Genomic DNA, 12,962 nt, shown 5'->3' with positions numbered 1-12,962 from the left:
CATCCTGTCCAAAAAGTCACTGGACTCCATGTCCAAAATGTCTCTAGACAGGACAAGGACGAACTAGACCCTTTTCACGCTCACCTTCCGGTAGCCACGTCTCTTGGCGATCAGTGTCTTCGGGCAAAGGAACTTATCGAGCAGACGACTGCCCAACGTACCTTTGCTACCGCCTAAATAGGCACACAAAACAGAGAAGCTCGGGCCTGCGGCGAAACAAGGAGCTACCCACAAGAATGCAAGGAACGGGAAGGCCGGCGTTCTGGAACTGACTGACGAACCGGAAACGAACAGAGCGCCTGCCTAGCTGAGTAGTGCGGTGGCGAGGGCCGCGATGCCCTCGACTCGTCCCAGCGCACCCAGGTGATCGGTTGTTGTGGCAGAAAGAAGCACGGGTGCTCCAACGATCTTTGTCATCGCCTCTTGAGCCTCGTCCTTACGAGGAGCAAAGCGGGGCTTTTGCCCAATGATCTGGATCGACACGTTCTCGATGGTCCAGCCGCCCTCGCGGACGAGACGAACGGCTTCCCCAAGGAGCGCAGCCCCTAAGGCACCCTTCCACTCGGGCCGGTCAGTTCCGAAGACTGTGCCGAGTTCTCCGATGCCGGAGGCGATGAGAAGCGCGTCCGCGGCAGCGTGGGCGGCCACATCGGCGTCACTGTGGCCAGCAAGCCCACCCGTGGCTGAGAACTCGAGGCACGCGAGCATGAGGGGGCGGGGCTCAGCTGAGAAGGCGTGAACATCTATCGCGCTCGCAACTCTCATGCTGACTCCACGAGAAGCAGTTCGGCTAGCTTGAGATCGAAGGCGGTCGTCACCTTCATCGCCATGACGCTACCCCGCACAATGACGACATCGTGACCGAGATATTCGACGAGGCTCGCATCGTCCGGCGCCCCATCCTCACCCGGCCACACCTGCTCGTGTGCTCGCCGAAGGATCTCACCGTCGAATCCCTGGGGTGTTTGAACGTGACGGAGCACGATGCGGTTGAGAGTGTCGACAACGGGCTCGAACATGTGGTGAGGGGTGACCTCTTTGAGAGTGTCAGTCACGGGAAGTCCGGGGACGGCACCGGCGTGACCGGCAACGATCGCGTCCCGCACCCGCACCATGACCTCAGGTGGGGTCAGGCACCTGGCCGCATCGTGCACGAGAATGATGTCCGCGTCGGGAACGACATCAATCCCGTTCTTCACGGATTGCTGACGGCTCTCGCCGCCCTCAACAATGTCGATTCCGGAACCGACGAGGTTCCCAAACACGTCCTCTGTGCCGGGAGGGATCGTGACGACGATGCGGTCGGCAATGTTGGCGGCCTTCACGCCGTCGAGTGCTCGCTCTATAAGAGTGCGCCCGCCCAACGGGACGAGCGCTTTCGGCATGTTGAACCCGAGCCGGGTTCCCATCCCTGCGGCGGTCACGACAACCGCGGTACTCATATCAGTTGAGGATCTCTTCCAGAAGGGCCGATGCCTCTTCTTCGTTGATGTCCTTCGCGAGCGCAACCTCGGATTCGAGGATCTGGCGCGCCTGGGTGAGCATGCGCTTCTCACCTGCCGAGAGGTGACGATCTTCGTCGCGGCGGGTCAGGTCGCGAACAACCTCAGCAACCTTGATGACATCGCCACTGGTGAGCTTCTCACCGTTGGCCTTGTAGCGACGTGACCAGTTCGAGGGCTCTTCAACGAGTTCCGCACGCAGGACATCGAAAACTTCTTCAAGCTTGGCCTCGTTTGAGACGTCGCGAACGCCAACATCTTCGATCGAGGAAGCCGGCACCTGAATGACGAGGTCGCCCTGAATAACCCGCAGCGTCAGGTACTTCAGCTCCTCACCATCGATTACCTTGGTTTCAATATCCTCGATGTAAGCAGCCCCGTGGTGCGGGTAGACAACAGTCTCGCCAATCTTAAGCGACATATACGACTAGCCTTTCAAAGAATCAGCCCAACTAGACCCCTATTCTAGCATCATCACGAATTCTGGCTCCCAGGATCCGATTATTCGCCTATATTTCGCCGAACAATCGGACAATGTAGGCTATCCTGGGAAACTGACATAGGAGGTCATGTGAATCTGAAGCGTGTAGCCGCTGCGGGCGCCCTGCTACTGCTGGCGTCGTGCTCAACTCTTACCGAGGCAACCACCCAAAAGCCCTACGCACCTTCCGACGGAATCCGGGTTCACCTCGACTCTGATGTTGTGTTCGAGAACCTCATGGTGGTCTCCGATGGTAGCGGCGAAGGCGTGCTCTACGGCCTCGTGAACAACCGCGCTGATCAGGACCAGGTCGCATCGATCGTGGCTGACGAGTTCGAAGCGTCCTTCAACGTCGAGGCCGGCTCTCACGTCAACTTCTCCTCCGAAGAGGTAGCCGAGAACGACGAACTCATCCTCATCGAGGGTGACTTCCAGCCCGGCACCAATGTCAGCGCAACCATTGAGGCAGGCGGCGTAGAAACCACCTCCTCAATCCCCGTGATCTCTGCATGTACGTCGGGATACCAGGAATCACTTCCCTTCACCCCCGACTGCGACTAGTTGAAACAGGATCGAGGAAGACGTCAGCTTTTCGTTCCGCCACATACGTACAGGGCCCCACTCGCGTGGGGCCCTTCATCGTTCACGTACATGCTAGGTCAAGTTCCGCTATCTCTCGTCTGCCTTTGCCAAGACTCGTACACTTCCGCCAGTCCGCCACTTGACCATTTTGTCTAGCGTGCAGGTCATTCACGTGCAGGTCAATCTGTTTGGCTTGTCAATCTAGTGACACGGCCCGCTTGAGGCTACTGCTCCTCAGAGACGAGCTTGTAGCCGAGCCCGCGGACTGTGCGGAGCATCGCGGGTGAGGACGGGTCAAGTTCGATCTTGGAGCGCACGCGCTTGACGTGGACGTCCAGGGTCTTGGTGTCGCCAATGTAGTTTGGACCCCAGATGCGATCGATGATCTGGCCGCGGGTGAGGACGCGGTTGGGGTTGCGCATGAAGAGCTCGAGAAGCTCGAACTCGCGCAGCGGCATGGCGATTGTTTCGCCGTCGATGCGGACCTCGTGGCGGTCGGTGTTCATGTAGACGCGACCAACGCTGAGGGTCGAGTCCTCACCCTCCGCTTCCTCGGGTGCGCCCCTGCGAAGCACGGCTCGCATGCGAGCCAGGAGCTCGCGGTACGAGTAGGGCTTGGTCACGTAGTCATCAGCACCGATCTCGAGTCCCACGACCTTGTCGATCTCCGAATCCTTCGCGGTCAGCATGATGACGGGGGCGGAGGACTTCTGGCGGATCTGGCGGCACACTTCCGTGCCGCTCAAACCCGGGAGCATGAGATCGAGGAGAACAATGTCGGGTTGTGCGCGGTCGAACGAATCGACCGCTTCCTTGCCATCGCCGACGGCAAACACGTCATAGCCGTCGCGACGGAGCTTGAAGGCAAGCGTGTCACGGTAGGTTGCTTCGTCTTCGACGAGCAAGATCGACGTCATAGCTGGTCCTCTTCCTTGTTGTCAGGTGCACTAGAAACGTACGCCGCAGGGATGATGAAAGTAAATGTTGAACCCTTGCCGGGTTCGCTCCACAGTTCGACTCGACCACCGTGATCGGCAGCCACGTGTTTGACGATGCTGAGCCCGAGCCCGGAACCACCCGTCTCGCGGGTGCGTGCCTCATCGCCGCGATAGAAGCGTTCAAAGACTCGCTCGCGCTGTTCGTTCGGGATGCCGACGCCCTGGTCGACAACGGCGATCCTCATCTCACCCTCAAGCTCGTTGACACCGATAGATACCCGACCACCCGGATTGGAGTAGCGGATCGCGTTATCGATGAGGTTGCGGATCGCGGTGGTCAGGAGGGACTTGTCACCGAAGGCAACCCAATCGCTCGTGGGGCCCTTGACGAGCGCGATGTCGCGGCTTTCCGCCTCGATCCGGCACCGGTCCACCGCCTCCGAGATCACAGAATCGAGCTCGACAAGCTCGGGGTTGGAGAGGGCCGCACCGTCCTGCAGCCTCGATAGCTCGATGATGTCCTGAACGAGGGAGGCGAGCCGTGCCGACTCGCGCTGGAGCTTCTCAGAGAACATGACGACGTTCTCCGGTTCATCAGCGCACTCCTGAAGGGTCTCAGCGAGAAGACCGATGGCACCAACCGGGGTCTTGAGCTCGTGAGAAATGTTCGCGACAAAGTCGCGACGGGTTGCTTCCAGCCGCTTCGCCTCGGTTGTGTCAAAGAAGAGAACGAGGGTGCGGTCGCCGCTCATGGGGGCAACACGGACCGACAGGATCAGCTTGTCCATGCCCTCGATCGTGCGCCTCATGGACAGCTCGAGGTCCTGCACCTCTCCCGTCTCCTTCACGTCGTTCACTACGGCAACGATCTCGGATCGAGTAATGCGCGTTCCACGGACCAACCCAAGGGAGTAGGCAACGGTCGAGGCCCTCTCGACGTCACCCGCGCGGGTGAGGAGAATGTGGGCTTGGGGCATGGCCTGGAGGAGGGCTTGGATATCACCGTCGTTCATGACGGGCTGCGGCTCGTCCTCCTCATCCTCACGTTCCCAGTTGAAATACCACCAGGCGCCGCCCACTCCAGCGAGGAATCCGAGGATCAGGGCGACGATGAGGAAAACGATCCCAAAGTCAGGCATAGCACCAGAGTAATCTGTCCACCCGGAGTTCACCCAGCCATGTATCTCCCGCTAACCTGCCGTTCATCTAAACCCGGCCAATTGTTTACCGCGATATGATGTCATCATGCTTGGACAAATCCCATCCCTCCGAGCTTGAACCATTAGGAGACACAATGCGCGAGCTCTTTAAGCAAGAAATGCAACAACTCGGCGACGACCTGGAGAAGCAGGGCCGTGAGGTCGCGCGATCCATGGAACGCGCCGCATCCTCCCTCAAGGATGCCAATCTCGCGCTTGCCGAGCAGGTGATCGATGCCGATAAGCGCATCGACGCTCTCGAGCGCAACCTGGATGAGATGGGCATCTCGCTTCTCGCCCGTCAGGCCCCGGTGGCAGCCGACCTTCGTACCGTTGTATCTGCCCTTCGCATCTCCTCCACCCTGGAGCGCATGGGTGACCTCGCCCGTCACGTGGCATACGTGGCACGTGGCCGCTACCCCGACCACGTCAATGAGGGACCCCTCTACGACCTGCTGGTTGAGATGGCGGAGCACGCCACCGTTGTGGGTGCGCGCGTTGCTGAACTTCTCGACACCCACGACCTGTCGCTGGCAGAGAAGATCGAGGAAGAGGATTCGATCCTCGACCAGCTTCACCAGAAGTCCTTCGCCCTCATCCTCGACGAGAGCCTCGACACCGGCCGTCAGGAAATCGTCGACACCGTTCTTCTCGCCCGCTACATGGAGCGTTTCGGTGACCACGGCGTTTCCATAGCCCGCCGCATAACATTCCTCGTGAACGGTGTCAATGCCGAACGCGACGAGTCGATGCGCGATGTCGCAGAGAGCCACGAGCCCCGCATCTAAAAGCAGCTCAGCTCAACCGAACGAATAAGGCTGGGGACCGGGCGCATTGCCTGGTCCGCAGCTTCGTTTCACCCAGCTGCTCATCTCGACCACTGGTCTGCCGCTTCGGTCAGGTTCCCCGTCAGAATCGTCCAGTGAGCTCTGTTCTTCATCTTTTGAATAGCAAGATGGTGGGTCCGCCACCACTGGGCGCGGACCCTCCTTGCAGAACTATCGAGAATGGTTTCTCGCCTTACTTGCCCTGGTTGGCGACAGCGTCGATAGCTGCCTGAGCTGCCTCGGGATCGAGGTAGGTGCCACCGGCGTTGATGGGCTTGAGATCCTCATCGAGCTCGTAGTAGAGCGGGATGCCGGTGGGGATGTTGAGGCCCGAGATGTCATCGTCGGAGATGCCATCGAGGTGCTTGACGATTGCGCGGAGCGAGTTGCCGTGTGCTGCGACGAGAACGGTCTTGCCCGACTTGAGGTCGGGAACGATCTCCTCATCCCAATAGGGCAGGAGACGCTCGAGAACGTCCTTCAGGCACTCGGTTGCGGGGATCGGCTCGCCTGCGTAGCGGGCTTCCTGATCCTGGGAGAACTCGGAGCCAAGCTCAATTGCCGGCGGCGGAACATCGTAGGAGCGGCGCCACTGCATGAACTGCTCCTCGCCGTACTCGTCACGGATTTCCTTCTTGTTCTTGCCCTGGAGAGCACCGTAGTGGCGCTCGTTGAGGCGCCAGTTGCGCTTGACCGGGATCCAGTGAAGATCGGCAGCGTCAAGGGCCAGGTTCGCGGTTGCGATGGCGCGACGCAGGAGCGAGGTGTGGAGGACATCCGGGGACACGCCAGCGTCGGTCAGGAGCTTGCCGCCGCGCTTCGCCTCTTCCACGCCCTTCTCCGACAGCGGGACATCAACCCAACCGGTGAAGAGATTCTTTGCATTCCACTCGCTCTCGCCGTGGCGGAGCAGAACTAGTTTGTAGACCATGTACCTATCTTTCCATGTCAGTAATTCACGAACGAAGGACGGCGGACCTAGTCCGCCAGTTGATCGTGGGCTTGAGCCTCCGCCGCATCCTTCGCATCAAGCTCAGCCTCGGCCTTACGTTCGAGACGATCAGAGTTGATGATGAGCCTCATGATCGCGGCGAAAGCACCGAGGGCAAGGATTGACGGCAGGATTGCTAGTAGATTCTCCACGGGTCCAGTCTATCCGCCCAAGGACCGAAGAACATCCCTCATGAGGGAGACATCGATCTGTCCCGGAGCGGATCCAGCATCGAGAGCAGCAAAGGTTGCGACCGAACCAAGAGCGCCTGCGGCGACTCGGGTCCACGCCGCCTCCGCCCCCATCGAGATCGAAATAATGGGAACCCCGAACTGTCCCTTGAGCTTTCTCGAGAGATCCATCTGTCGCCACGTGTCATCAGGATTGGTGGGCATAAAGGCGATCTTGAAGACATCCGCCTCCATCTCCTCCATGACCCGGATCGTTTCCATGATGTCGTCATTGCGCGGGGTTTTATTGAAGTTGTGGTGGGAGGCAATAACCGGCAGTCCCATGTCGTGCAGAACCGGGATGATCGAGGGGGCTGCGGACCTGTTGATCTCCACGTCTAGGGCAACGAAGGGACCCCGGGCCAGCGACAGCACGGCCTGACCGTAGTCAACTCCGGTCCCTGCGTACTCGCCTCCCTCGCGATCGGTGCGAATGGTGGCGATCACGGGCAACGGGGAATCCCGAAGCGCATCGATGCTGGCTTCCCAATTGGGGCTCAGATCGGCACGCCACTCAACCATCGTTGCGCCCTTGCTGGCGGCGGATTCGGCCTTGTGGGCCAACGTATCCGCCTCACCAAAGATCGGCACGATAAGAGCGGGACCGGAACCTGTTCCCGACAGCTCAACCGGCAGGTGTGTCACTTTGCCATCTCCCTCTGATTCATTTGAGTACGACCACGCCCGTGCCGGCAGTTGTCAAACAGCTATCGGCTATGCGCGGAATCCGTCCGAACCTGAACCTAGTCGACCTGCAGCTCACCCATGTCATCCCAGTCGTCTCCATCGATCTGGCGGGAGATGATCTTCGGAGTGGCGGTGAGGTAGGCGGGGAACTCGCCCTGCATCTTCTTGAAGTGCTCGGAGTTGACGTGCGGGCCGGCAGCGTCATCCTCGAAGCCCTCAACGAGAACCCATTCGTTGGGGTTCTTGTAGGAACGTGACCACTCAAAGAACTTGTTGCCCTCTTCAGCAAGTGTTGCCCCGGTGAACTCGGAGGAGATCTCGCCCCAGGTGTCTGCGTACTCGGGCTTGACGGGGAACTTGACGACAATAAAGATCATTGTTTTACCTCTCATCTAGCGACACGTTCGCGTCCGCGATGCGTTCTCGGCGCGATCGATTGCGCGCACCATCAACACTACGCGGACTGCCGTCCAAGGACCCGCGCATTTCACGCATCGGCGAACTGCTGGCCAGGTTCCGTTCAGTCACGGACACGGCCATCAAAGCTCCTGCACCTCGACTCGGCAGTCCATGCGGAAAAACTCAGCAACCTCGCGACACAAGCCATCACAACAAGCCACCACAGGGGAGAGCGATCGCCAGTTGTAGCAAGCACCATCCCCCTCCCATCCCGCCCGCCTTCACTATTTTTCCCACCATTCCCGCCATTCACCCCACCGAAAGACAGCCACTTTTCCGCGTGATACCAGCGATCTAGTAAAGGAGCTTATGGCGTGTAATCGATGCCACACGGCCTTGGGAATAGATCTTTCAATTCCGCGTTGGACTAATTAGTTCAAATTTGAAATACTTTTACCAGAGACCAAACAAGAGTTGAGAAGTTCAGAAAGAAGGAGTGTCATGCAGTTCGGAGTTTTCACCATTGGTGACATCACCACGGACCCCACCACGGGCAAGACCCCCACGGAGAATGAACGCATCAAGGCCACGGTCGAGATCGCGAAGCACGCTGAAGAGGTCGGTTTCGATGTGTTCGCAACCGGACAGCACCACAACCCGCCGTTCGTAGCTCCGGGCAACCCCCCGACCCTGCTCGCCTACCTGGCCGCTCAGACCGAGAAGATCCAGCTGTCGACCGCAACCACCCTCATTACGACGATGGACCCGGTTCGCCTTGCAGAGGACTACGCCTACCTGCAGCACCTCGCCGACGGTCGCGTTGACCTGACCATGGGTCGCGGCAACACCGGCCCGGTTTACCCCTGGTTCGGCAAGGACATCCGCAACGGCATTCAGCTCGCGGTTGAGAACTACAACCTCCTGTACCGCCTCTGGCACGAGGAGCAGGTGGACTGGCAGGGCAAGAACCGCACCCCGCTCTCCAACTTCACCGCAACCCCTCGTCCCCTTGACGATGTTGCTCCGTTCGTGTGGCACGGTTCGATCCGCTCCCCAGAGATCGCGGAACAGGCCGCCTACTACGGTGACGGCTTCTTCCACAACAACATCTTCTGGAACAAGGAGCACGTCATTGCCATGGTGCGCCTCTACCGTCAGCGTTACGAGTACTACGGCCACGGCAAGGCAAACCAGGCCTACGTTGCACTCGGCGGCCAGGCCTTCATGCACAAGAACTCCCAGGAAGCTGTCCGTCAGTTCCGCCCCTACTTCGACAACGCCCCGGTCTACGGTCACGGCCCGTCGATGGAGGACTTCACGGAGATGACGCCGCTGACCGTGGGTTCGCCCCAGCAGGTCATCGACCGCACCCTCGAGTTCCGCGAGTGGGTTGGCGACTACCAGCGCCAGATGTTCCTCATCGACCACGCCGGCCTGCCCCAGAAGACCGTTCTCGAGCAACTCGACATCTTCGGATCCGACGTGCTCCCGGTCCTCAAGGAAGAATTCGCTAAGAACCGTCCCGCGGACGTTCCCGAGGCACCGACCCATGAGTTCCTCGTTGAGCGCGCACGGCGCGGCGAGGCACCCGTCCCCGGCGGCAAGGAAGGGTCGCAGGCATGGGCAGACGCCGAAGGGCGTCGCGCTAAGCTTGCTGAAGCAGAGAAGGGTCAGAACTAATGGTCGCGATCGAGAACGCATTCGAATCCACGGATCCGTTCACGCCAGAAGCACGCCACATCGTGGTTGTCTCGGGCGGGCTCGGAGACCCCTCGCAGTCGAGCATGCTGGCCAACCGGCTCGCATCGGCAACAACAGATGCCCTATCGCACCTGGGTGTTGTCCCGGAGGTCGAGGTCATTGAGCTGAGGCTCCTCGCCACCGACATCTCCAACGCGCTCATTGCGCACAACAACTCCCCCGCACTCCAGAAGGCCATCGACCAGGTCATGCAGGCGGACGGCGTCATCGCTGTCTCCCCCACGTTCAAGGCCTCATACTCGGGTCTGTTCAAGTCCTTCTGGGACCTGATCGACGAGGAAGAGTTCGCAGGCACCCCGGTCCTGCTCGGAGCAACGGGTGGAACGGCACGCCATTCCCTCGTCATCGACCAGGCCATGCGCCCCCTGTTCGCCTACCTCAAGGCCCTGCTCGCACCCATGAGCGTGTTCGCAGCCTCGGACGACTGGGGTCTCGTGGAGGGCGGCTCGGAATCGACCCGCACCACCCCCATCCACCACCGCATTGAGCAGGCGGGCACAAGCTTTGCCAACCTGCTCGAGGGACGTCCCGCACGCCCCCGCGCCAAGGTCGACACTGAACCAGGTGAACTCGAGGTGATTCCGTTTGAGCAGCTCCTCAACAGCTAAACCCTGGTCCCGAGCCGGTTCACCAAACCATCGTGAACGTGGCCTTCCCAGGCAGGCATGGCGTGCCTACTGGGAGGCCACAGCCCTCCTGCAGGACCGCCTCGAGCGTGCACTCAAGCAGGAAGCAGACCTGAGCCTCTCGGACTACAACCTCCTGCTCCTCCTCACAGAGGCGGGCGGGTCGATGAGAATGGGGGAGATCGCCGACCGCATGGTGTTCGTCCCCTCCCGCATCACCTACCGGGTGAAGCTGCTTGTCGACAAGGGATTGGTTTGTCGCGACACCGAGAGCACCGACCGCAGGGCCTCCATCGCCGCCATCACCCCCGAGGGCGAGAAAGTCTTCAAGAACGCGGCACACCTTCACTCGAAGCAGGTCGAGGAGTTCTTCCTCCAGCACCTGGAGCAGGGTGAGGCCGAGACCATCCTGAATGTCTTTACCAAAGTGGGACGCCACATCGACAACCTTGACTAATCGCCGCGAGCACGAGTTCGCACGGTGCAGGCTGGACCACTCATTCCGCCGGCACGACTGAGGCCACGAGGAAATCCTCGTGGCCTCACAACTGTCGTAAATCAAACCACAGAAGATCTAAAGACTTGCTCCTTGAGCTCAGGGCTTGGTCCCTGCAGCTTAGAACTTCACCGTCGCGACTTCAGATTCCACCACGACAGTTCGATCCTTCTGTTGGTTGCTGGTCTTGGGTTCGATCTTCCGGCTAGTTAATGGCCTTGCCCTTTTGCTCCGGGAGGAAGAAGGCCGCTCCCGCCGCTATGGCAAACGCCGCGGAGAAGATCGAGAAGGTCAGGACGTTGCCACCCCACGAGAGGAAGAGGGGAACAAGGAGCGGGGTGATGATCGAGGCGATACGTCCGAATCCAGCAGCGGCTCCCGTGCCCGTGCCGCGCACCGTTGTCGGGTACAGCTCAGGTCCAATCGCGTACAGCGCGCCCCAGGCGCCCAGGTTGAAGAACGAGAGAAGCATGCCGGCCGCGATGATCTGCCACTCGGCCGTTGCCTGACCGTAAAGAACTGCGGCCACGGCGGACCCGATGAGGAAGATCGCGAGCGTGTTGCGTCGACCGATCTTCTCGATGAGGTAGGCGGACAGTGCATAGCCCGGAATCTGTGCGAGCGTGATGATGAGAGTGAACTCAAAGGAGCGCACAAGCGAGAAGCCCTGCGCGGTCAGGAGCGACGGGATCCAGGTGAAGGCACCGTAGTACGAGAAGTTGATGGCAAACCAAATGACCCACAGGGCAATCGTGCGCCCGCGCATCGAGGGCGACCAGATGGTCAGGTGCTTGTCTGGCTGGGGAACGTGGAGCGCCTCGGCATCGGCCTCGGACCGAACTGTGGGTCCGGTGTAGGCGTACTCGGGTCCCGCGGAGGCCTCATAGTCCTGAACGATCTTCTCTGCCTCGTCGTACTTGCCCTTGGTTTCAAGGAAGCGCACCGACTCGGGAGCATGGAGACGAATGACGAGAGCGTAGAGTGCCGGCACGGCACCAATCACGAGACCCCAACGCCAGCCATCGTCGCTCGCTGCAACCACGAAGTAGCCGATGAGTGCGGCCGCAATCCAGCCGAGTGCCCAGAAGGCCTCCAGCCAAACAATCACTCGCCCGCGGATCTTCTTCGGAGCAAACTCCGAAACGAGAGTGGAAGCGACTGGGAGCTCCGCACCGAGGCCAAGACCCACGATAAAGCGGAACACCAGCAGCACTGCAACCGAGGTGGCCAGTGCAGAGGCGCCCGTGGCGAGACCGTAGATGAGAAGTGTCAGGGCGAAGACCGAGCGGCGGCCGATCTTGTCAGCAAGCAGACCACCAACGGTGGCGCCGATCGCCATACCAACGAAGCCCAGGGAAATGATCCACGAGCGCTCCGCATCGGTGAGCGCCCACTGCTGACCGAGGGCAGCAACTATAAAGGAAATGAGGCCGACGTCCATGGCGTCGAGGGCCCAGCCGACTCCTGAGGTTCCCAGGAGCTTGCCGAGCTTCTTAGTAAAGGGGAGGCGTTCGAGTCGTTCGGAGCGCGCCAGAACCTCATCCTGCTGGTTCACCGGCTTCTGTTCACCCGTTGATTCGTTCATAGTGTCCTTCTTGGAGAAAGCCCATCATTGATCTTTTGCCTAAAAATGAAGAGATGCGTTGGCCGCACGTATCCGGCATTGCCGAATGCGCTCAGTTAACCAAGAAAACTACTCCCCCACGTCCCTGACCTCCACGAATATCACCGCGAGGGCCGCGCCCATGGGTACCTGGTACGCCCAATTGGCTCCACCATTCAGCTTCTTTCAAGCCCAGGACCAGGAACAATGCAAGGGAAACTCGGATGGGCACTCTCCGGTGCTCGACAAATCGCCCATAAATTTGTCCTTCGTCACATTTGGCTAAGTGCCCGATGTTTTCGGCCTAAAGTCCCATATTCGCCTTCGAAAGTGGGCCTAATGTTTGTAGTACGACATTACTTCCCAAGTGTCATAGATAGTAAGGCCCGTCCCGATCGGATGGGCCTTACTTGATTCTCCGGCAGCGTTGCCACGCCGACGAAGAACTCCGCGCGCGCAATCGGCCTCTCCACTGACATTGCAGCCTTTTGATGAGTGGCCTTTGACTGGCGCGTACGGATAGGCCCTGCCCCGCCCGTCCCGTTGCCCCCACTTCTCTGAACACATCCGCCCACCGAGGATAAATGGCTCTTCATAATTGGGGGTGTAGTTTGTTTTGGAATCCGCCGCTGCCCAGGAG

At 59.9% G+C, this 12,962-nt stretch carries 15 protein-coding genes; 5 read left to right on the top strand and 10 right to left on the bottom strand.

What is annotated here, in order from left to right; translation table 11 throughout:
* Positions 1–303: 303 nt before the first annotated feature.
* Genes ispF through QMB98_RS08615 form a run of 3 tightly spaced genes read right to left on the bottom strand, consistent with a single transcriptional unit; the run spans position 304 to position 1,923 of the window.
* Positions 304–765 carry a 2-C-methyl-D-erythritol 2,4-cyclodiphosphate synthase gene (gene ispF / locus QMB98_RS08625; RefSeq protein WP_371685315.1) on the bottom strand — a complete coding sequence of 154 codons (462 nt, stop codon included), beginning with the start codon at positions 763–765 and terminating at the stop codon, positions 304–306.
* Entirely contained in the window at positions 762–1,442 is a 681-nt protein-coding gene (gene ispD / locus QMB98_RS08620; RefSeq protein ID WP_371685314.1) for a 2-C-methyl-D-erythritol 4-phosphate cytidylyltransferase, read from the bottom strand. The genes ispF and ispD overlap by 4 nt, the downstream gene beginning before the upstream one ends.
* Before the next feature lies 1 nt (position 1,443).
* The gene (locus tag QMB98_RS08615) at positions 1,444–1,923 is read right to left on the bottom strand and encodes a CarD family transcriptional regulator (protein WP_371685313.1); all 480 of its coding nucleotides are present in this window, start codon (positions 1,921–1,923) and stop codon (positions 1,444–1,446) included.
* A 150-nt stretch (positions 1,924–2,073) separates the two neighbouring features.
* On the opposite strand from QMB98_RS08615, the gene QMB98_RS08610 reads away from it, so the two are divergent.
* Positions 2,074–2,544, top strand: coding sequence for a hypothetical protein (locus QMB98_RS08610; protein WP_371685312.1), 471 nt, complete (start codon positions 2,074–2,076; stop codon positions 2,542–2,544).
* Positions 2,545–2,789: 245 nt separating this feature from the next.
* Here the strand turns inward: QMB98_RS08610 and QMB98_RS08605 are convergent, their stop codons facing one another.
* Positions 2,790–3,482 carry a response regulator gene (locus QMB98_RS08605; protein WP_371685311.1) on the bottom strand — a complete coding sequence of 231 codons (693 nt, stop codon included), beginning with the start codon at positions 3,480–3,482 and terminating at the stop codon, positions 2,790–2,792.
* The gene (locus tag QMB98_RS08600) at positions 3,479–4,642 is read right to left on the bottom strand and encodes a sensor histidine kinase (RefSeq protein ID WP_371685310.1); all 1,164 of its coding nucleotides are present in this window, start codon (positions 4,640–4,642) and stop codon (positions 3,479–3,481) included. The genes QMB98_RS08605 and QMB98_RS08600 overlap by 4 nt, the downstream gene beginning before the upstream one ends.
* A 155-nt stretch (positions 4,643–4,797) precedes the next feature.
* On the opposite strand from QMB98_RS08600, the gene phoU reads away from it, so the two are divergent.
* The gene (phoU, locus tag QMB98_RS08595) at positions 4,798–5,490 is read left to right on the top strand and encodes a phosphate signaling complex protein PhoU (protein WP_371685309.1); all 693 of its coding nucleotides are present in this window, start codon (positions 4,798–4,800) and stop codon (positions 5,488–5,490) included.
* Between the two features lie 232 nt (positions 5,491–5,722).
* On the opposite strand, the gene QMB98_RS08590 is transcribed toward phoU, so the two are convergent.
* The 4 genes from QMB98_RS08590 to QMB98_RS08575 all read right to left on the bottom strand — a co-directional run bounded on the left by QMB98_RS08590 (position 5,723) and on the right by QMB98_RS08575 (position 7,814).
* Positions 5,723–6,460: a phosphoglyceromutase gene (locus tag QMB98_RS08590; protein WP_371685308.1), complete on the bottom strand. Its 738-nt coding sequence runs from the start codon at positions 6,458–6,460 to the stop codon at positions 5,723–5,725.
* 47 nt (positions 6,461–6,507) lie between these two features.
* A complete protein-coding gene (locus QMB98_RS08585) occupies positions 6,508–6,672 on the bottom strand; it encodes a hypothetical protein (protein ID WP_371685307.1) in 165 nt (54 codons plus the stop codon).
* Positions 6,673–6,681: 9 nt separating this feature from the next.
* Positions 6,682–7,395, bottom strand: a complete 714-nt coding sequence (gene aroD / locus QMB98_RS08580) for a type I 3-dehydroquinate dehydratase (protein ID WP_371685305.1) — start codon at positions 7,393–7,395, stop codon at positions 6,682–6,684.
* 98 nt (positions 7,396–7,493) lie between these two features.
* Complete coding sequence (locus QMB98_RS08575; RefSeq protein ID WP_371685304.1) at positions 7,494–7,814, bottom strand: putative quinol monooxygenase; 321 nt, start codon at positions 7,812–7,814, stop codon at positions 7,494–7,496.
* A 523-nt stretch (positions 7,815–8,337) separates the two neighbouring features.
* On the opposite strand from QMB98_RS08575, the gene QMB98_RS08570 reads away from it, so the two are divergent.
* The 3 genes from QMB98_RS08570 to QMB98_RS08560 are packed head-to-tail and all read left to right on the top strand — an operon-like array spanning position 8,338 to position 10,680.
* Positions 8,338–9,516: an LLM class flavin-dependent oxidoreductase gene (locus tag QMB98_RS08570; protein ID WP_371685302.1), complete on the top strand. Its 1,179-nt coding sequence runs from the start codon at positions 8,338–8,340 to the stop codon at positions 9,514–9,516.
* Complete coding sequence (locus QMB98_RS08565) at positions 9,516–10,205, top strand: CE1759 family FMN reductase (RefSeq protein ID WP_371685300.1); 690 nt, start codon at positions 9,516–9,518, stop codon at positions 10,203–10,205. The genes QMB98_RS08570 and QMB98_RS08565 overlap by 1 nt, the downstream gene beginning before the upstream one ends.
* Positions 10,183–10,680, top strand: coding sequence for a MarR family winged helix-turn-helix transcriptional regulator (locus tag QMB98_RS08560; protein WP_371685299.1), 498 nt, complete (start codon positions 10,183–10,185; stop codon positions 10,678–10,680). Before QMB98_RS08565 ends, QMB98_RS08560 begins: the two co-directional genes overlap by 23 nt.
* 244 nt (positions 10,681–10,924) lie before the next feature.
* On the opposite strand, the gene QMB98_RS08555 is transcribed toward QMB98_RS08560, so the two are convergent.
* A complete protein-coding gene (locus QMB98_RS08555; protein WP_371685298.1) occupies positions 10,925–12,304 on the bottom strand; it encodes an MFS transporter in 1,380 nt (459 codons plus the stop codon).
* Between the last annotated feature and the right edge of the window lie 658 nt (positions 12,305–12,962).

The organism is Flaviflexus sp., assembly GCF_041440645.1.
Classification (GTDB): Bacteria; Actinomycetota; Actinomycetes; order Actinomycetales; family Actinomycetaceae; genus Flaviflexus.
Note: the sequence above shows the minus strand (reverse complement) of the source record. Positions and strands in the feature narration are given on the sequence as shown.

What these genes read in the sequence shown, in the direction of transcription:
- ispF (WP_371685315.1), bottom strand. Translation starts at nt 765, where the DNA reads ATGAGAGTTGCGAGCGCGATAGATGTTCACGCCTTCTCAGCTGAGCCC.
- QMB98_RS08590 (WP_371685308.1), bottom strand. Translation starts at nt 6,460, where the DNA reads ATGGTCTACAAACTAGTTCTGCTCCGCCACGGCGAGAGCGAGTGGAAT.
- QMB98_RS08565 (WP_371685300.1), top strand. Translation starts at nt 9,516, where the DNA reads ATGGTCGCGATCGAGAACGCATTCGAATCCACGGATCCGTTCACGCCA.
- QMB98_RS08570 (WP_371685302.1), top strand. Translation starts at nt 8,338, where the DNA reads ATGCAGTTCGGAGTTTTCACCATTGGTGACATCACCACGGACCCCACC.
- ispD (WP_371685314.1), bottom strand. Translation starts at nt 1,442, where the DNA reads ATGAGTACCGCGGTTGTCGTGACCGCCGCAGGGATGGGAACCCGGCTC.
- QMB98_RS08600 (WP_371685310.1), bottom strand. Translation starts at nt 4,642, where the DNA reads ATGCCTGACTTTGGGATCGTTTTCCTCATCGTCGCCCTGATCCTCGGA.
- QMB98_RS08555 (WP_371685298.1), bottom strand. Translation starts at nt 12,304, where the DNA reads ATGAACGAATCAACGGGTGAACAGAAGCCGGTGAACCAGCAGGATGAG.
- QMB98_RS08615 (WP_371685313.1), bottom strand. Translation starts at nt 1,923, where the DNA reads ATGTCGCTTAAGATTGGCGAGACTGTTGTCTACCCGCACCACGGGGCT.
- QMB98_RS08605 (WP_371685311.1), bottom strand. Translation starts at nt 3,482, where the DNA reads ATGACGTCGATCTTGCTCGTCGAAGACGAAGCAACCTACCGTGACACG.
- phoU (WP_371685309.1), top strand. Translation starts at nt 4,798, where the DNA reads ATGCGCGAGCTCTTTAAGCAAGAAATGCAACAACTCGGCGACGACCTG.
- QMB98_RS08575 (WP_371685304.1), bottom strand. Translation starts at nt 7,814, where the DNA reads ATGATCTTTATTGTCGTCAAGTTCCCCGTCAAGCCCGAGTACGCAGAC.